Origin of the sequence: Enterobacter sp. RHBSTW-00318 (genome assembly GCF_014101375.1) — a bacterium.
GTDB lineage: Bacteria > Pseudomonadota > Gammaproteobacteria > Enterobacterales > Enterobacteriaceae > Enterobacter > Enterobacter ludwigii.
Genome location: NZ_JABXQH010000001.1, coordinates 3,648,673 through 3,667,417 on the forward strand (window position 1 = coordinate 3,648,673; position 18,745 = coordinate 3,667,417).

Below are 18,745 nucleotides of genomic sequence, written 5' to 3' on the forward strand. Positions count from 1 at the left end.
GTCTGCTCGTTAGCCATCGCTGGCATCGAACATGTAATTGAGAATCATTCAATCATGCGCTGATGTAGTAGTAAATGGAAAAAAGCAAAAATCGACTACAGCAGCATGTCCCCTCTGATACTTAGCGTGGTAAGTAATTAACTTGTTGAAAATAAACTAATTAATGCGTTTAGCGGTTTTCCCATTTCTGCACGATAACCCTGGGGTTTTAAGGGTGTTTCTTCTCTTGACTACTACATGGCGCAGCGGCAAACTCTCAAAAGAGAATGAGTTTTATTTTTATTTGTTAGTTTTTTATTAAGTTGGCGTTCACGTGGCTCACAACACGAATAAGTCAGGGCTGGTTCTTGAGAACCTCTCTGCTGGCTATCAGAAAAAAATCATCGTCGATGAGATCTCGCTTGCGATCCCCCCACAGAAAATAACCGTTCTGGTGGGCGCGAACGGCTGTGGAAAATCCACGCTACTGAGCACGATCGCACGTTTGCTGCAACCTCTCGGGGGAGCTGCGCTGCTGGATGGCAAAGCCATTCACCAACAGCCAACCAAAGCGGTCGCCCGTCAGCTGGGCATTCTGCCGCAGTCACCGCTGTTGCCGGAAGGGTTAACCGTGTTTGAATTGGTTTCGCGCGGGCGTTTCCCCTGGCAAAATTTTATGCGCCAGTGGAGTGACGAAGACGAGCAGGCCGTGGAAGAGGCACTGCGCCTGACCGGTGCGGCGGAGTTTGCCCATTTGCCGGTGGAAAGCCTTTCCGGCGGCCAGCGTCAGCGCTGCTGGATTGCGATGGCGCTGGCACAGCAAACGCCCTATATCCTGCTCGACGAGCCGACAACGTTTCTTGACCTCCGCTATCAGGTGGAAATCCTTGAACTGCTGCATACGCTGACCCGTCAGCACGGGCGCACCGTCGTGGTGGTGCTGCACGATCTTAACTTCGCGGTGAACTACGGTGATTCCCTGGTCTTTTTACGCCAGGGGAAAGTCGAGGGCGTGCTTCACGAGGGCGATACCTGTACGCCGGAACTGATCAAAGCGGTGTTTGAGGTTGACGTACATATGTCAGTTAATCCGCTCACCGGCAAACCGTTCTTCATGCCGTTTCGCCAGGTCGCAGAAAAATCATGATACGAACGTCACTGGCTTTTCTGCTCTTTGCGTTACTGCTGGTGATGGGCGCAATTGCACACCTGGGCACGGGCGCGCGCGTTATTTCTCCCCTGACGGTCGTGCAGGCTTTTGTCGATTTCGACCCGCGCAATTTCGACCATAACATCATTATCAGGCTGCGCCTGTTACGCCTCCTTGCGGCCATGCTGACCGGCGCTGCACTTGGCGTGGCAGGCGTCTTGCTGCAGTCCGTTATCCGTAACCCGCTGGGTGAGCCACATATTCTGGGGCTGAATGCCGGTGCCGCGCTGGCCGTCGTGCTGACAAGCGCACTCGGGTTCACCCTGCCGTTTGGTCGCCCGCTGATTGCCGCCGCCGGCGCCGCCGCGCTGTTTCTGCTGGTCCTGATGCTCTCCTCTTCGGGACGCACCGGGTTAACGCCGATGAAAGTCACCTTGTGCGGGGTGGCGATGTCGGTGTTCGCCTCCTCGATTACCGCCACGGTCCTGATCCTCGATGAGCAGACGCTTCTCGCGTTACGCACCTGGCTGGCGGGGGATTTGGCCGGGATAACAGAAGGGACGCTTCGCAGCGCTTCGTGGGCCGCTGGCGCGGGTTTTGCCCTTGCGCTCTGGCTGTCGCCGTCACTCAATATGCTGGCACTGGGGGACCGGATGGCCCAGGGGCTTGGCGTATCGCTTCTCAGGACGCGCCTGTTCGCGCTGCTGGCAATCGCGCTGCTGTGCGGCGCGGCAGTCTCCGTTGCCGGGCCGATTGGTTTTATTGGCCTCGTGGTGCCACAGCTGATACGGCGTCTGGTGACGGTGGATCTGCGCGTGATGGTGCCGCTTTCAGCCCTGTGTGGAGGGTTGGTTTTGCTGCTGGCGGATCTCGCCGCCCGCACGCTGTTTACCCCTTATGAACTGGCGACCGGCATTATGACCTCGCTGGTCGGTGCTCCCGTCTTTATCTTTATGGCCTCGAGGGCGTTCAAATGAGCCGGGCCGGACTGCGCGCGTTGCGTATTGGCACCTTTTCTACGCTGGTACGCCCGAGGGCGCTGGCCTGCCTTGCGTTGATTTCGCTCGCGGCCTTTATCCTGCTCGGGTTTGGCCTGATGCACGGCTCGCTGCCGATCCCGACGTCGGCCATCGGACGGGCGCTGCTGTATCCGCAAAGTCTGGAGGCGGATACGCGCTACATCGTGATGGATATCCGTCTGCCGCGTCTGCTGATGGCGGTGTTATGCGGTGCCATGCTCGGCATGGCGGGGGCAGCGATGCAGTCTGTCACCCGTAATGGCCTTGCCGACCCGGGGCTTATCGGCGTGAAAGAGGGATGTAGCGCGGCGGTGCTGGTGCTGATTTTTCAGTTCCCGGCGCTCAGCCTGGCCTGGCGACCGCTGGCGGGAATGGCGGGGGGCATACTCACCGCGCTGCTGGTGGTGGCGCTGGCGCGCGATATTTCGCGGCCGCGATTTATCCTGACGGGGATCGGCGTTTCCTGGGCGTTTGCCGCGGCAATGGGGGTCTTTATGACCACCGCCGACGTGCGTGACGTGCAGACGGCGATGCTGTGGCTGGCGGGAAGCCTGCATGCAGCAAACTGGACGCTGGTGGTCATTGCGGCAGCCTGGACGCTGCCGGCATTTGCGCTATTGCTGTTGACCGCGCGCGCCGCAGACGTGGCCCTGATGGGCAACCCCACCGCAACGGGGCTTGGCGTACACACCTCACGGCTGGCGCTGCTGCGCGTACTTGCCCCGGTGGTGCTGACCGCGGCCTGCGTCTCCTGCGTGGGCAGTATCGGTTTTGTGGGACTGATTGCGCCACATATGGCACGCCTGCTGCTGCGCGGCGGACAAACCGCGCTGCTGGCGGGAAGTGCCGTGCTGGGTGCGCTGCTGGTTCTGCTGGCAGATAACGTCGGACGTCTGGCTTTCCTGCCGCTGCAGCTGCCGGCAGGCGTAGTCATTTCATTGATTGGCGGACCGTTTTTCCTGCTGCTGCTCTGGCAGCGACGGGACAGATTTTAGGGGATGGTGATGCGTATACTTTTTTCGATGTTGTTGCTGGTGGGGTTTACCGTGAGTGCGGCGGAGCCGACGCAGACGTTTACCGACGATCTGAACCGCAAGGTGACTGTGCCCCTTCACCCAAAGCGGATTGTCTCGCTGCACGATCTGGATATCACCATTCCGCTGATTGAGCTCGGCGTGCCGCCAGTGGCAAGCCACGGGCGCACGCGGCCGGACGGTAGCCATTTTCTGCGCGCCAGCGGCATGCTGACGGGCGTTGATTTTGATAACGCCGACATCAAATTTATCGGCTCCGCGGATATCGACATCGAGGCCATCGCCGCTGCAAAGCCGGATCTGATCATCACCGAACCGACCCGTAACACGCCGGTTGAACAGCTGGAGAAAATTGCCCCGACGGTGAGTATCGATCATCTCAATGGCGGCGCGCCGGAGATCTACCGCAAGCTGGCACAGCTCACGGGCACTGAAGCCCGGCTGAAGATCCTTGAACGTCGCTATCAGGAGCAGATTAACGCCCTGAAAGCGACCATCGACACCCGCAACATCACCGTGTCGGTGATACAGGCCAACCAGGGCAAAATCAACGCCATGCACAGCTACCACTCGCTGGGGCGCGTGCTGCGCGACGCAGGATTCACATTCCCGCCGCTGATTGAGTCCATCCCTGACGGCGGTCGAATTGACGTCAGCGCCGAGCGTCTGCCCGAGCTGGATGCAGATTTTGTCTTTGCCACCTGGCGCGGGGATACCGGCGGCAAACCGCAGGATGAGCTGGCAGCGATGGATGCCGTGATGCCTGGCTGGTGTCAGTTCCTCAATGCCTGTCGCACCGGCCACTACATACTGATCTCCCGTGAAGAGGCCATCTCGAACTCCTTTGCCTCCTTAGGCCTGATGGCCGCCCAGGTGCAGTCGCAGATTGCCGGTCGACCGCTGCCGGAGGCGTCACAGTGATCAGAAAAGACAAAGCCCGGGTTGATGTCTATGGCGACCGCTTTCGCTCGCGGGGGCACCAGCTCACGCCGCGCCTGCTGCAGGTTGCGCGTTACATCAATGAAAACCGCGAAGCGGTGATGGAGCAGACGGCGATGGAGATTGCCGCGTTGCTGAAAACCTCGGACGCTACGGTGGTACGCGCCATTCAGGCTCTTGGCTTTGCCGGGCTGCGTGACCTGAAGCAGACTCTGGAGCAGTGGTTTGGGCCGGTGGTCTCCTCCAGCGAAAAAATGTCCACCACGGTGAATACGCTCACCAGCGACGTGAACGCGAGCATCGATTTTGTGCTGGAAGGGCATCAGCATACCTGTGACGTGCTATCCGAGCCGCACAACCGCTACGCAATGGCGCAGGCGGTGTCGTTGCTGGCGCAGGCACGTCAGGTCGCGATCTTTGGGATTGGGGCTTCCGGCATTCTGGCCGAGTACACTTCCCGGCTGTTCAGCCGTATCGGCCTGCCCGCTATTGCACTCAACCGCACCGGCATTGGTCTGGCAGAGCAGTTGATTGCCTTACAGCGCGGCGACGTGCTGGTGATGATGGCGCAAAAATCGGCCCACCGGGAAGGACAAACCACGCTGCGTGAAGCGAAACGACTGGGTATTCCCACGATATTGCTGACCAATGCTACGGACTCGCGCTTCAGCAAAGAGGCCAGCGTGGTGATCCACGTTCCGCGCGGCGGTGAAAAGGGCAAAATTCCGCTCCACGGCACGGTGCTGCTGTGTCTGGAGATGATCATTTTATCTGTAGCGTCAACGGAGCCCCAGCGCACCATCAGGTCGATGAAGCGCATTAACGAATTTCATCGCGGGTTAAAACCGGGCAAGAAGAGCGGGTGAGGGGTTCACGCCGCGCCATGATTTTTCCGGTACTGCAGCGGCGTCTCGCCAATCCCTTTTTTAAAGGCGCTGATAAACCACGTCACGTCGGAAAATCCCACCCGCGCGGCAATCTCACGCACGCTGGCATTGCTGTGCAGCAAGTACTCGCAGGCTTTTCGCAGCCGTAGCGTATTCAGATAGTCGTGGATCTTCTCGCCTGTTTCCGCATGGAATTTTCGCGATACATAGCTGCGTGATTTTCCCAGCTCAGCCGCCAGCGCATCCAGGCGAAATTTCTCCCGATAGTGCTCATCCAGCCAGAACATCACCTGGCTTGCCACGCCCTGACTGCTCCCCGGGGCACCGTCGTTATCATCTGGCAGCATGGCAAACAGGCTAATCAACAGCCCGGCAATGTTTTCGCTGTTCAGCGGCGGCTGATAACAGCCAAGAAGATAATCGATATGCTTCTGGCAATGCGCCAGGTCAGCGACCCAGGCCTCGCCACCACGACGAGACAGCTTCTGCAGACGCTGCTGAGCCTGCGGAAAATCACGCAGGGTTTTCAGTACGGCATGCTGGTCGAGATGAATAATGGTGCGCCTGTAAAGGGCCTCTGCCTTCTCGTCCACCATCACCTTATGCAGGGTAAACGGTGGGAAGAAAAACAGCCGCCCGGGGCGCATGGTGTAGTGACGGTTATCGACAATCGCCACGCCAAAGCCTTCTTCCACATAGAGAATTTCCAGACACTGATGCCAGTGGTGGTAGCGCACCGTATTGGCGAACAGGCGGCTAAACGACACCACGGTGTCATTTAAAGTAATCAGCTCCAGATGATCGGATGTTGGCGTGTCGCGCATAGTGCAATAAAACTCAACTTTTTCCCGTCAGAATCTCTTTATAAACCACCTTTTTAAATTTTCTTAACTGTGGGTTTATTCATCGCTCTTAGCTGTGACATGGCTAACATTTCTGCCCCGTGTGGATTCACTATGCTTTGCCGCAGTTGATTACGAGGGTGAGCGTATGTGGGCGGCAAATAAAGAAAAATCAAATCCGTTGTCTTCACGCCAGGATATCGTGGCGTCACTGAATACTCTGTTGAGTGCGCTGGATAAAGCGTTTGCGCCGGGCAGTTCACGATTTTCGCTGGGTGAAACCTGTGCGCATTACAGCACGGATATCGCGCAGATGGAGGGACTCTCACGTGCGCTATGGGGGCTGTTTCCGCTGCTGGCATCCGGCGATGCCAGCCCCTTTTGCGAAAAATACCTTACCGCGATCAAACTCGGCACCGATCCGCACAGTGACGGTTACTGGGGCGAAACCGGCCCCTACGATCAGCGTCTGGTCGAGATGGCGGCCTACGGTCTGGGGCTTGCCCTGCTGGGGGATAAACTCACCGCGCACTTCACCGGGCGCGAGGTCATAAACCTGCACGCATGGCTCAACCAGAGCGCCCATGCGCAAATGCCGGACAGCAACTGGAACTACTTTGCCATTATGGTGCAGCTCGGTTTTAAGCGCGCCGGGCTGCCGTATGACCAGACGGCGATTGACCGACGGTTTGCGATGATGGAGGCCTATTACCTTGGCGATGGCTGGTATTCCGACGGGCCGGGGCGGCCGAAAGACTATTACATCTCGATGGCATTCCATTTCTACGGCCTGATTTACGCCACCCTGAGCGGTGACGAGGAGAGGGCGCAGGTGCTGCGAGCGCGTTCGCGTCTGTTCGCCGAAGACTTTATCTACTGGTCAGCCGCCGACGGTGCCTCGGTACCGTTTGGTCGCAGCCTGACCTATCGCTTTGCAATGGTCGCCTTCTGGAGTGCCGTCGCCTTTTCCGGTCTGGAGGTGTTCACGCCGGGGATTGTGAAGGGCATCGTGCTGCGCCATCTGCGCTGGTGGCAGCAACAGCCCATCACCGATCGGGACGGCATTCTGACCCTCGGTTTTGCTTATCCGAACCTGGCGATGTGTGAGGACTATAACGCCCCCGGCTCGCCATACTGGGCGCTGAAAACCTACCTGATTCTGGCTATGCCGGAGGACCATCCGTTCTGGCAGGCTGAAGAGCAGCCGCTGCCCGCGCTTGCGGAAAAACGCGTCATCCCGCATGCACAGCAGATCCTGATGCATGCCGGTCAGTCGCAGCACGTCACTATGCTTACCGCCGGGCAGCTTGAGCTGAATAACTATGTGAATACGGAAGCCAAATACACCAAATTTGCCTACTCCAGCCGCTTTGGTTTCACGATTGAGCGCGGACGGTTTGGCCTGAAACATGCCGCCTGCGACTCCATGCTGCTGCTGGCAGACGGGGATAACTATTTCCGCGGGCGCCGCGAATGTGAAGCGGTGCGGATCACTGACGATTATCTCTACTCACGCTGGTCTCCGTGGCATGACGTCCATATCGAAACCTGGCAAGTGCCGTTTGGTGAGTGGCACCTGCGCCTGCACCGTATCAACAGCGCCCGTCGACTGAATACGGCGGAGGGCGGTTTTGCGGTGATGAACACCGAACCGCAGATCCGTGAGAACGGATGCTGGCTTGTCGCCGGTAACGGCACCAGCGTGCTGGTCGATCTCTCTCCGGTGGTTAACCGTGAACCGGACAGCATCGTCACACCGCCGAACAGCAGCATTATGTTCCCGGAATGCGCTGCCATTCCGCTGTTGAAAACCACGCTTGCGCAGGGGGAGAGCTGGCTCTGTTGTGCCGCCGTCGCCGGCGAAAGCCAGCCGGTTATGGCAGTCCCACAACTGAATATCAGCGAGAACCGGGTTGTTATCCGCGAGCCCGGCAGTGAGCGACAGCTGTCGTTCTCATTATAAAAACTCTGACCCTACACGTCGGCGAGGATGATATGAAAAAGACCGCTACAACAAACAGAACTGAATATTACAAAATCAGCAGTTTTATATTTCTCTATTTCTTTACCTGGTCTGCCAGTATTGGCCTGCTGGCTATCTGGTTAGGCCAGAAAGCGAACCTCAGTGGTTCGGTGATTGGTACCGTATTTGCGGTGAACGGGATTTTCTCCGTCATTCTGAAGCCCATCTATGGCTATATTCTCGATAAGATCGGCATGAGCAAATACCTGCTCTATTTTGTGGTGGCAATGTCTGCCCTGATGGCGCCGTTCTTTATTTATGTCTATCAGCCGCTGTTAATGTCCAACACGCTGCTGGGGATTATTATTGGCGCACTCTATTTAAGCTTTGCCTGGTATGCGGGCGTGGCGGCGTGCGAATCCTATTCTGACCGTTTTAGCCGTTTAAACGGTATGGAGTTTGGTCAGATCCGGATGTGGGGCTCCCTTGGCTGGGCAGTGGCGTCCTCCTTCTCCGGCCTGCTGTTTAATCTCTCGCCAGCGTATAACTTTATTATGGGCAGCGTGGCATCGGTGGTGATGTTGATTGTCCTGTTGAGCCTGAAAGTGAACACTAACTCCGCACATGCCGGCGAAGTGCTGACGAAAGAGAAAATTGCCCCGTCAGACGTTTACGCGCTGCTGCGTAACCGTAAATTCTGGGCCTTCTGTCTGTACGTGGCCGGTGTGGCGTGGATGATGTTTATCGCCGAGCAGCAGTTTTCGCGCTATTTCGTGACCTTCTTTGATGATATTCACCAGGGCAATGCGGTGTTTGGTTATCTGGGGACCGTGCAGTCGGGAATGGAGTTTGTCATGTATATGGTGATCCCGCTGCTGGTGAACGCTATTGGCGCCAAACGTGGGCTGTTAATTGTCGGGCTGGTGGTCGGTGCGCGTCTGATTATTTCCGGTCTGTGTGATTCACATCTGTTAATTTCCATTCTTAAGCCGCTGTACGGTCTGGAAATTTGTCTGCTGCTGGTCTCCGTCTTTAAATATATTGCCGAACATTTCGATAAGCGCGTTAACGCCACCATGTATTTGCTGGGATATCAGGCGATGCTGTATGTCGGCAATGTTGTGGTCTCGTCGCCTGCCGGCTATATGTATGACCGCATTGGTTTCGAGAACACCTATATCATCATGGGCGCCACGGCGCTGATCTTCACGTTTATTTCTGCCTTTACGTTATCTGCCTGCCAGAGTAAATGGCGCGGCCCCCGCGCGCTGAACGTAGCAGAACCCTCATCACGATAATTAAGCCGTCAAAGAAGGAACCGAAATATGTTAAGTCGTATCGCAGAGGAACGCCTGCCCGCTATCCCCGTGCCCGTTGATTCGCGCGTATTCCGCGATGAACTGAGTTCAGCGCGCGACCATGTCCTCGCGCTGATTAGCCGCCATTTAACGGCGTTTGGTGAGCAGTTCCCGGCGGAAACCTGCCAGCAGGGTTTTTATCCGCTGACCGACAACGTGGAGTGGACCACCAGCTTCTGGACCGGGCAGCTGTGGCTGGCGTGGGAGATGAGCGGCGAAGCGAAATTCCGCGCGATGGCGGAAAAACATGTGCGCTCGTTTGGCCTGCGTATCGCCGGGCGCCACGACACTAACACCCACGATCTGGGCTTTTTGTATACGCTCTCCTGCGTGGCGGCCTGGCGACTGACCGGTAACCGTGAGGCGCGTGGCTTCTCGCTGCTGGCGGCGGAGGCGCTGCTGGAGCGCTTCCACGAGAAGGCAAAAATTATTCAGGCGTGGGGCGATCTGGCTGACCCGGAACAGGCCGGGCGGATGATTATCGACTGTAATATGAACCTGCCGTTGCTCTACTGGGCGAGCGAACAGACGGGCGATCCGCGCTTTGCCGATGCCGCCAAAGCACACGTGATGCAGGCAGCGAGGTACCTTATCCGTGAAGATGCCTCAACGTTCCACACCTACTATATGGATGTGCACACCGGCGCGCCGCGCTACGGCAATACTCAGCAAGGCTATGCCGATGACTCCTGCTGGTCGCGCGGGCAGGCGTGGGGAATTTACGGCTTCCTGTTGAGCTACATCTATACCGGTGATGCGACGATGATTGCCCTGTCGAAACGGCTGGCGAACTACTTCCTCAACCGTCTGCCGGAAGATTACGTCTGCCACTGGGATCTGGCGCTGGTCGGCACGGATGCGCTACGCGACGCGTCCTCGGCGGCGATTGCGGTATGTGGCCTGCTGGAGCTGGTGAAGCACCTGCCGGTGACCGACCCGGATCGCGAGCGGTATTCTGAATGGGCAAAAGGAATGATGTCGTCACTGACGAAACACTACCTGATGGGCAAAGATGAGAAGGGCACTGGGCTGCTGAAGCACTCCGTTTATCATCTGGCAAGCAATAAAGGCGTGGACGAATGCGCGAGCTGGGGAGACTACTTCTACGTGGAGGCGTTGGTCAGGTTTACCCAAAGCTGGAAGTTGTACTGGTAATATGCCTCCCTGACCCTCTCCCGGAAGGGGGAGGGCAGGAATCAGGAACAGGGTAAACTTACACCCCTTGCTCCAGAATGCGGATATGCGTTTCCAGCACATCGCCCTTCACCGCGTCGCTCCACGCTTTCATGTGCGCGGTCTGCAGGTGGGCTTCAAGATGGGCCACGGTTTCCCACTGCTCAATCATAATGATCGAGTCTGGGGCCGTAGCCTGGAAGCTGGCGGTAGTGGTGGCGTCGACCATCGGCGCGTAGCCGTGGCAGCCTTCTTCCTTCAGTACAGTGGGGATAATTTTCACGAACTCATCCAGCACCGCCTGGCGGTGATGTTGGCCTGGACGAGTACGGATTTCAGCAATAACAGTAAGCATGGTTAACTCCTTCTAATTCCAGGTTACCAGTTAAGCAAAAATTTCCGCGAGATGCTTGCGATATTCTGCGATATAGCGCGGGACGTCAGGCATTTTGATGACGTCGTTCACGATAAAGGTTGGCAGCGGCGTCATTCCGAGGAACTGGTTAGCTTTGTGGAACGGCAGATACGCGCCGTCAACGCCCACCCCTTCGAAGAACTGATCTTTCTCGGTGAACGCTTCCAGTGGTGCGTTCCAGGTCAGGGAAAGCATATATTTTTTGCCCTGAATCAGGCCGCCAGAACCGTATTTTTTGGATGCGTCGGAGCGGGTGCGACCGTCGCTGGCGTACAGTGCGCCATGGCCTTCGGTGAAGACATCATCCATGTATTTTTTCACGGTCCAGGGGGCGCCCATCCACCAGCCAGGCATCTGCCAGATAATCACGTCAGCCCACAGGAAATTCTGCACTTCCGCGTTGACATCGTAATCGCTGTCCGCGCGCACGACCTTAACATCATGCCCGGCGTCGCGCAGAAAACCGTCCGCGACCTCGGTCAGGGTGTCATTCAGTTGGCCTTTAGAGTGCGCAAATTCTTTTGCACCGTTGATAATCAGAATGTTGCTCATGAGGTGTCCTCGAAGATGAAAGTATGGCGAGGATTTTACGCGCGCGAGCGATGCGGTTAAATGAGCAAAATGTGCAAAGTCTTTTGCATTAAACGCAATAATCCCTTACCAGCTGACCTTCACTTCGAAGCCACCTTCTGCCGCATTGCCCAGCGCGACGCGCATACCATGCAGGGCGGCAATGCGCCTGACGATAGATAACCCCAGGCCGCTACCCGTTGCATCCTGTCCCGGTGGGCGATAAAAACGCTCGCCAATACGCGCCAGCGCATCGGTGGAAACGCCGGGGCCGGTGTCACGCACGGTAAAACGCCGGGTGTCCAGCGTGACGTCCACCACGCTGCCATGCGGGCTATAACGCACGGCGTTGTCCAGCAGGTTACGCACCAGCAGGCTCAGCAGCAGCGGCTGGCCCTGACGTGTGACCTGTGGGGCATGAATGTTCAGACGAATATCAATCCCGGCCTGCTGTGCCGGATGCCAGATATCCAGCACCGCCGACTGCAGGAGATCGGCCATCACGATCGGTTCGATATCGTCGAGGTTATCCAGCGAGTCCAGACGCGACAGCGTAAGGAGCTGATCCACCAGCCGGGATGCGCGATCGATACCCGCATGCAGCTGCGCCAGCGCTTTTTGCTGCGCCTGCGGATCGTCCTGATACAGTTGCGCCACGTCGGTTTGCACCTTCAGGGCCGCGAGAGGGCTGCGTAGCTCGTGCGCGGCATCTGAGGTAAAACGACGCTCGCGGGTCATCATCTCCTGGGTTCGCGTGAACAGATGGTTCAGCGAGTCGAGCAGCGGGCGCACTTCAGTGGGAACCCCCTGAGTCGGGAGCGCGTCGGTGGCATCCGGTGAGCGGGAGCGCAGGGTCTGCGCCAGTTTTTTTAACGGTTTCAGTTCCCGGCTCAGCAGAACGATCAGCAACAGCAGCATCAGAGGCAGCGCCACCAGCCACGGGGTCAACTGGGAGCTGACCACATCTACCGCCATCTCCTGGCGATACTCCCACTCCTGGCCGACCACCACGCGGTACTTCCCGTCGGGTGAGGTGAGCCATAAAAAACGCCACTCGTCGTTGTCGCCCTGTAGCCGTCCATTATCAAACCCGTCACGGCGATAGTGGTACGGAATGTCCCGCCCGTTTTCGCCGTCATTTAACATCATCTTGCCGTCGGTGGCGTAGATGGCGAAGGCCAGCGCGTCGTCATCCAGACGACCATGCTTCGCTTTTTTGGGGATCTCACGCATCCGTTCGGGGGCCCGGATCTCATCCAGATCCATGGTCAACAGCCGTTTGGCAAACAGCATCTGCTGCGTATCGAACAGCTTATCCAGCGTGTGGGTGGTCTGCTGCCAGGCGACCAGGCTTGCGGCAAACCACGCCGTCAGCGACAGCACTAAAAAGAGGAGCGTCAGGCGCAGCTTCAGGCTCAGGCGTTGGGTCAGTTTCATGCGTCACCCAGGGTATAGCCGATACCGTGCACGGTGCGGATAAATTCGCTGCCCAGTTTACGACGAAGATGGTGGACGTGGACTTCAACGGCGTTGCTGGAGACGTCGTCGTCCCAGGTGTAGAGCTTTTCCTCGATCAGCTTGCGCGGCAGCACGCGGCCCGCGTTACGCATCAGCAGCTCCAGCAGGGCGAACTCTTTCGGCTTGAGCGTCAGCGTTTCGCCGTCCAGCGTGGCCACGAGACTGGAGGGATCGAGCGTGACCTTTCCGTGGTGCAACTCGCTGCGGGTCTGGCCGTGGCTTCGGCGCACCAGCGCCTCAAGGCGGGCAGCCACTTCGATCAGTGCAAAGGGCTTGCACAGGTAATCATCCGCCCCCAGACGCAGCCCTTCGACACGCTGGTTCAACGCATCCCGCGCCGTCAGAATCAATACTGGCTCGCGGCGTCCGCTTTCGCGCCAGGCGCGCAGAATATCCAGTCCGTCGATTTCCGGCAGCGTCAGATCCAGCACTACGGCATCATACGGTGCAGAATGAAGCGCGGTCTGGCCGGTTTTTCCGTCGGTGAACCAGTCCACGCTAAAGCCCATTTTGCTTAACCCCGCTTTGATGCCATCGCCGATCAACTTGTCGTCTTCAACCAGTAAAATGCGCATGTTCCCTCCTTGATAACGTCAGTAAACCCTCTGCATCAGCCTGCTGTACAGTAATAATAAATAAATTTTTCCCTTAAGAAGTTGTTAAGGTTTACCCTGTTAAATGGACTGCGAAACCACATTAAAGGGAGAGTTAATATGAAAAAATTCGCTGCGATTGCCGCCATCATGATGATGACCACTGCCCCTGTTTTTGCTGCACAGGGCGGATTTAACGGCCCCTCTGCCGCACAAACCCAGGCCCAGACGCAGGCGGGCGGTTTTGTCGATAATGACGCGAACCTCACCACCGCGGTGAAAGTGAAGGACATGAAGGACGACAGCTGGGTGAAGCTGCGCGGGAACATCACTCAGCGCCTGTCTGATGACCGCTACACCTTCCGCGATGAGACCGGTACGGTTAACGTGGAGATTGACCACAAGCGCTGGAACGGCGTGACCGTAACCCCGCAGGATAAGGTGGAAATCCAGGGTAAAGTCGATAAAGAGTGGAACGATTTTGAAATCGACGTGAAGCAGGTTATCAAACTGAACAAATAACCCCGAAAGGGCCGCGGATGCGGCCCTTTTTCTTTGTGACTCAACACGCCAGATAAGGTAGTATCTGCGGCAATATTGCCTGAAACCTTTCGGTTTCTGAGTTGAGGAATCACACATAATGAGCGATATGGCAGAGCGCCTCGCGCTACATGAATTCACGGAAAACGCCTACCTGAACTACTCCATGTACGTCATCATGGACAGGGCGTTGCCGTTTATCGGGGATGGCCTGAAGCCCGTTCAGCGCCGCATCGTCTATGCGATGTCCGAGCTGGGGCTGAATGCGACCGCCAAGTTCAAAAAATCTGCCCGTACCGTCGGTGACGTACTGGGTAAATACCATCCGCACGGCGACAGCGCCTGTTATGAAGCGATGGTGCTGATGGCACAGCCGTTCTCTTACCGTTATCCGCTGGTGGATGGTCAGGGGAACTGGGGGGCGCCGGACGATCCGAAATCCTTCGCAGCGATGCGTTATACCGAATCCCGTCTCTCCCGCTATGCTGAAGTGCTGCTGGGCGAGCTGGGTCAGGGAACCGTGGACTGGGTGCCAAACTTCGACGGTACGATGCAGGAGCCGAAAATGCTGCCTGCGCGTCTGCCGAACATCCTGCTGAACGGCACTACCGGTATCGCGGTGGGTATGGCGACGGACATTCCGCCGCACAACCTGCGTGAAGTGGCGAAAGCCGCCATCACCCTGATTGAACAGCCGAAGACCACGCTGGACGATCTGCTGGATATCGTGCAGGGGCCGGACTACCCGACCGAGGCCGAAATCATCACCTCGCGCGCGGAAATCCGCAAAATCTACCAGAACGGTCGCGGCTCCGTGCGCATGCGTGCGGTGTGGACCAAAGAGGACGGCGCAGTGGTCATCACCGCGCTGCCGCACCAGGTCTCCGGCGCGAAAGTACTGGAGCAGATTGCCTCCCAGATGCGCAATAAAAAGCTGCCGATGGTGGATGACCTGCGCGACGAATCCGACCACGAGAACCCGACGCGTCTGGTGATCGTGCCGCGTTCCAACCGCGTGGACATGGAGCAGGTGATGAACCACCTGTTTGCCACCACCGATCTGGAAAAAAGCTACCGCATCAACCTGAACATGATCGGCCTCGACGGTCGTCCGGCAGTGAAAAACCTGCTGGAGATCCTGAGCGAATGGCTGACGTTCCGCCGCGATACCGTTCGCCGCCGTCTGAACTATCGACTGGAAAAAGTGCTTAAACGCCTGCACATCCTTGAAGGTTTGCTGGTGGCGTTCCTCAATATCGACGAAGTTATTGAGATAATCCGTTCCGAGGACGAGCCGAAGCCGGCGCTGATGTCGCGCTTTGGCATCAGTGAAACCCAGGCCGAAGCAATCCTTGAGCTGAAACTGCGTCATCTCGCCAAACTCGAAGAGATGAAGATCCGCGGTGAGCAGAACGAACTGGAAAAAGAGCGCGATCAGCTGCAGGCGATCCTCGCGTCCGAACGCAAGATGAACAACCTGCTTAAGAAAGAGCTGCAGGCTGACGCCGATGCATTCGGTGACGACCGTCGTTCTCCGCTGCATGAGCGCGAAGAAGCGAAGGCGATGAATGAGCACGACATGCAGCCATCAGAGCCGGTCACCATTGTGCTGTCTCAGAGCGGCTGGGTGCGCAGTGCTAAAGGTCACGATATCGACGCGCCAGGGTTGAGCTACAAGGCGGGCGATAGCTTTAAAGCCGCCGTGAAAGGTAAGAGCAACCAGCCGGTCGCCTTTATCGACTCGACGGGGCGCAGCTACGCCATCGACCCGATCACGCTGCCTTCTGCCCGCGGACAGGGCGAACCGCTTACCGGTAAGCTGACGCTGCCGCCGGGTGCGACGGTTGACCATATGCTGATGGAAGCCGATGACCAGAAACTGCTGCTGGCGTCTGACGCGGGGTACGGCTTTATCTGTACCTTTAACGATCTTGTTTCCCGCAACCGTGCCGGTAAGGCGCTGATCAGCCTGCCTGACAACGCGCATGTGATGCCGCCGCTGGTGGTGGAAAACGATAGCGATATGCTGCTGGCGATCACTGCCGCCGGACGTATGCTGATGTTCCCGGTCAGCGACCTGCCGGAATTGTCAAAAGGCAAGGGCAACAAGATCATCAGCATCCCGTCAGCGGAAGCGGCGAAAGGGGTAGATGGTCTGGCGCACCTCTTTATTCTGCCGCCGCAGAGCACGCTGACCATTCATGTCGGCAAACGTAAAATCAAGCTTCGTCCGGAAGAGTTGCAGAAAGTGGTGGGCGAGCGCGGTCGACGCGGCTCGCTGATGCGCGGCCTGCAGCGTATTGACCGCGTGGAGATTGACTCTCCTGCGCGCAGTACCGCGGGCGACAGCGAAGAGTAACGCCGTTATCTCCCCCTCTGTTCCGGAGGGGGAATTTCAATAAAATTTCCCGTAAAATCGTTGTTAATTCGTGCGTTGCGATTAACAATACGCGCTCGTAATAAAGTCCTTACCTGGCCACAGGTGAAGTATAATTGTCAGCTGTCAGGGCTTCAGAGGTCGCTATGCTATTCATTGTTCGTTTAATTCTTACCATTATTTACTGCATTCTGGTCTGTATTTTCGGCTCTATTTATTGCCTGTTCAGTCCGCGCAATCCGAAACATGTCGCCACCTTCGGCCATATGTTCGGCCGCCTTGCGCCGCTGTTTGGCCTGAAGGTTGAAAAACGCCTGCCGGAAGGGGCTGAGAACTTCGGTAACGCCATCTTTATCGCTAACCATCAGAACAACTACGATATGGTGACGGCCTCCAACATTGTTCTGCCACCGACCGTGACCGTCGGCAAAAAGAGCCTGCTGTGGATCCCTTTTTTCGGCCAGCTGTACTGGCTGACCGGTAACCTGCTGATTGACCGTAACAACCGCGCGAAAGCGCACAGCACTATTGCTGAAGTGGTTAATCACTTCAAAAAGCGCAGGATCTCAATATGGATGTTCCCGGAAGGGACGCGCAGCCGTGGCCGTGGCCTGCTGCCGTTCAAAACCGGTGCGTTTCATGCTGCAATTGCGGCAGGTGTTCCAATTATTCCTGTGTGTGTTTCCAATACTTCTAATAAGATTAATCTTAACCGCCTGAATAACGGGCTGGTGATTGTCGAAATGCTGCCGCCGGTGGATACCAGCAAATACGGTAAAGATCAGGTTCGCGAGCTGGCAGCACACTGCCGTGAACTGATGGCTCAGCATATTGCGCTGCTCGACAAAGAAGTCGCAGAGAGAGAAGCCGCCGGTAAGAAGTAAGCCGGCGTTAAAAGGGAAAACGAATTCCCGCGTTGTTAGTCGTTTCAGATGGAGCTTATATGTCATTCAGTCGGCGTCAGTTTATTCAGGCTTCCGGGATCGCCCTTTGTGCGGGTGCGCTGCCGCTGACAGCCAACGCCGCCGGGCAGCAACAGCCGCTGCCCATTCCGCCGTTAATAGAATCCCGTCGCGGGCAGCCGCTTTTCCTGACGCTACAGCGCAGCCACTGGTCCTTTACCCAGGGCACGCGTGCGCCGGTGTGGGGCATTAACGGGCGTTACCTTGGGCCGACCATACGCGTGTGGAATGGCGATGACGTTAAGCTGATCTACAGTAACCGTACGACAGAAAATGTCGCCATGACCATCAGTGGTTTACAGGTGCCTGGCCCGCTGCTTGGCGGCGCGGCACGCATGATGTCGCCTAACGCTGACTGGGCGCCCGTTCTGCCAATTCGTCAGAGCGCGGCGACGCTCTGGTATCATGCCAATACCCCTAACCGCACGGCCCAGCAGGTGTATAACGGCCTGGCCGGCATGTGGCTGGTGGAAGATGAAATCAGTAAATCCCTGCCAATCCCGAACCACTATGGCGTGGATGATTTTCCGGTCATTATTCAGGACAAACGGCTGGATAATTTCGGCACGCCGGAATACAGCGAGCCGGGCAGCGGTGGCTTCGTTGGCGATACGCTGCTGGTTAACGGCGCGCAAAGTCCGTATGTCGAAGTGTCGCGCGGATGGGTACGTCTGCGTCTGCTGAACGCCTCTAACTCGCGCCGCTACCAGCTGCAAATGAGCGATGGCCGCGCGCTACACGTCATCTCCGGCGACCAGGGCTTTTTACCGGCCCCGGTTTCCGTGAAGCAGCTGGCGCTGTCGCCAGGCGAACGCCGCGAAATCCTTATTGATATGACCAACGGTGATGAGGTGTCGATCACCTGTGGCGAAGCGGCCAGCATTGTGGACCGCATTCGCGGTTTCTTTGAGCCGTCGAGTATTCTGGTCTCCACCCTGGTGCTGACCCTGCGTCCTACCGGCCTGCTGCCGTTGGTGACCGACAGCCTGCCGATGCGCCTGCTACCGCAGGAGATCATGAGCGGTTCGCCGGTGCGCAGCCGCGATATCAGCCTGGGCGACGATCCGGGGATCAACGGCACGCTGTGGGACGTTAACCGTATCGATATTACCGCGCAGCAGGGTACCTGGGAGCGCTGGACGGTTCGCTCGGACATGCCGCAGTCGTTCCATATCGAAGGGGTGAGTTTCCTGATCCGCAACGTCAATGGCGCGATGCCGTTCCCCGAAGACAGGGGCTGGAAGGATACCGTCTGGGTGGATGGGCAGGTCGAACTGCTGGTCTACTACGGACAGCCTTCGTGGCCGCACTTCCCGTTCCTGTTCCACAGCCAGACGCTGGAGATGATGGACAGGGGTTCCGTCGGCCAGATGCTGGTCAACCCGGCACCCTAAACCACGATACGATTCCCGGTTCGCCGGGAATT

General features: G+C 57.4%; 17 protein-coding genes. 12 read left to right on the top strand and 5 right to left on the bottom strand.

The window, feature by feature from the left end:
- Positions 1-313 precede the first annotated feature (313 nt).
- From HV157_RS18085 to HV157_RS18105, 5 genes are read left to right on the top strand one after another with little or no spacing between them, the layout of a single operon-like run.
- The gene (locus HV157_RS18085; RefSeq protein ID WP_182268789.1) at positions 314-1,126 is read left to right on the top strand and encodes an ABC transporter ATP-binding protein; all 813 of its coding nucleotides are present in this window, start codon (positions 314-316) and stop codon (positions 1,124-1,126) included.
- Positions 1,123-2,106 carry an iron ABC transporter permease gene (locus tag HV157_RS18090; RefSeq protein WP_182268790.1) on the top strand — a complete coding sequence of 328 codons (984 nt, stop codon included), beginning with the start codon at positions 1,123-1,125 and terminating at the stop codon, positions 2,104-2,106. Before HV157_RS18085 ends, HV157_RS18090 begins: the two co-directional genes overlap by 4 nt.
- Positions 2,103-3,143 (top strand): iron ABC transporter permease, encoded by a 1,041-nt coding sequence (locus tag HV157_RS18095; protein WP_182268791.1) that lies wholly within the window; start codon positions 2,103-2,105, stop codon positions 3,141-3,143. The genes HV157_RS18090 and HV157_RS18095 overlap by 4 nt, the downstream gene beginning before the upstream one ends.
- 9 nt (positions 3,144-3,152) lie before the next feature.
- Positions 3,153-4,103 carry an iron-siderophore ABC transporter substrate-binding protein gene (locus HV157_RS18100; protein WP_182268792.1) on the top strand — a complete coding sequence of 317 codons (951 nt, stop codon included), beginning with the start codon at positions 3,153-3,155 and terminating at the stop codon, positions 4,101-4,103.
- Complete coding sequence (locus HV157_RS18105; RefSeq protein WP_014171632.1) at positions 4,100-4,987, top strand: MurR/RpiR family transcriptional regulator; 888 nt, start codon at positions 4,100-4,102, stop codon at positions 4,985-4,987. Before HV157_RS18100 ends, HV157_RS18105 begins: the two co-directional genes overlap by 4 nt.
- Positions 4,988-4,992: 5 nt before the next feature.
- On the opposite strand, the gene HV157_RS18110 is transcribed toward HV157_RS18105, so the two are convergent.
- Positions 4,993-5,832: an AraC family transcriptional regulator gene (locus tag HV157_RS18110; RefSeq protein ID WP_014171631.1), complete on the bottom strand. Its 840-nt coding sequence runs from the start codon at positions 5,830-5,832 to the stop codon at positions 4,993-4,995.
- Between the two features lie 166 nt (positions 5,833-5,998).
- Between HV157_RS18110 and HV157_RS18115 the strand changes: the two genes are divergently transcribed.
- The 3 genes from HV157_RS18115 to HV157_RS18125 are packed head-to-tail and all read left to right on the top strand — an operon-like array spanning position 5,999 to position 10,326.
- Positions 5,999-7,813, top strand: coding sequence for a DUF2264 domain-containing protein (locus tag HV157_RS18115; protein ID WP_182268793.1), 1,815 nt, complete (start codon positions 5,999-6,001; stop codon positions 7,811-7,813).
- Between the two features lie 32 nt (positions 7,814-7,845).
- Positions 7,846-9,111, top strand: coding sequence for an oligosaccharide MFS transporter (locus HV157_RS18120; protein ID WP_025203155.1), 1,266 nt, complete (start codon positions 7,846-7,848; stop codon positions 9,109-9,111).
- 27 nt (positions 9,112-9,138) lie between these two features.
- Positions 9,139-10,326 carry a glycoside hydrolase family 88 protein gene (locus HV157_RS18125; protein ID WP_020883650.1) on the top strand — a complete coding sequence of 396 codons (1,188 nt, stop codon included), beginning with the start codon at positions 9,139-9,141 and terminating at the stop codon, positions 10,324-10,326.
- Between the two features lie 58 nt (positions 10,327-10,384).
- On the opposite strand, the gene HV157_RS18130 is transcribed toward HV157_RS18125, so the two are convergent.
- The 4 genes from HV157_RS18130 to qseB form a co-directional block, all read right to left on the bottom strand.
- Positions 10,385-10,699 carry a putative quinol monooxygenase gene (locus tag HV157_RS18130; protein ID WP_014171627.1) on the bottom strand — a complete coding sequence of 105 codons (315 nt, stop codon included), beginning with the start codon at positions 10,697-10,699 and terminating at the stop codon, positions 10,385-10,387.
- Positions 10,700-10,729: 30 nt separating this feature from the next.
- Positions 10,730-11,311, bottom strand: a complete 582-nt coding sequence (locus HV157_RS18135) for an NAD(P)H-dependent oxidoreductase (RefSeq protein ID WP_014171626.1) — start codon at positions 11,309-11,311, stop codon at positions 10,730-10,732.
- Positions 11,312-11,416: 105 nt separating this feature from the next.
- Positions 11,417-12,766 carry a quorum sensing histidine kinase QseC gene (gene qseC, locus HV157_RS18140; RefSeq protein ID WP_014171625.1) on the bottom strand — a complete coding sequence of 450 codons (1,350 nt, stop codon included), beginning with the start codon at positions 12,764-12,766 and terminating at the stop codon, positions 11,417-11,419.
- Positions 12,763-13,422, bottom strand: a complete 660-nt coding sequence (gene qseB, locus HV157_RS18145) for a quorum sensing response regulator transcription factor QseB (RefSeq protein ID WP_014171624.1) — start codon at positions 13,420-13,422, stop codon at positions 12,763-12,765. Before qseB ends, qseC begins: the two co-directional genes overlap by 4 nt.
- Before the next feature lie 138 nt (positions 13,423-13,560).
- Here qseB and HV157_RS18150 point away from each other — a divergent pair, with 138 nt between their 5' ends.
- From HV157_RS18150 to ftsP, 4 genes are all read left to right on the top strand, one after another.
- On the top strand, positions 13,561-13,962 hold the full coding sequence (locus HV157_RS18150) for a NirD/YgiW/YdeI family stress tolerance protein (protein WP_020883653.1): 402 nt from the start codon (positions 13,561-13,563) through the stop codon (positions 13,960-13,962).
- Between the two features lie 118 nt (positions 13,963-14,080).
- Complete coding sequence (gene parC / locus HV157_RS18155; RefSeq protein ID WP_014171622.1) at positions 14,081-16,339, top strand: DNA topoisomerase IV subunit A; 2,259 nt, start codon at positions 14,081-14,083, stop codon at positions 16,337-16,339.
- Positions 16,340-16,503: 164 nt separating this feature from the next.
- Positions 16,504-17,241 (top strand): 1-acylglycerol-3-phosphate O-acyltransferase, encoded by a 738-nt coding sequence (plsC, locus tag HV157_RS18160; protein WP_020883654.1) that lies wholly within the window; start codon positions 16,504-16,506, stop codon positions 17,239-17,241.
- 59 nt (positions 17,242-17,300) lie between these two features.
- Positions 17,301-18,713 (top strand): cell division protein FtsP, encoded by a 1,413-nt coding sequence (gene ftsP, locus HV157_RS18165; RefSeq protein ID WP_020883655.1) that lies wholly within the window; start codon positions 17,301-17,303, stop codon positions 18,711-18,713.
- Positions 18,714-18,745 lie beyond the last annotated feature (32 nt).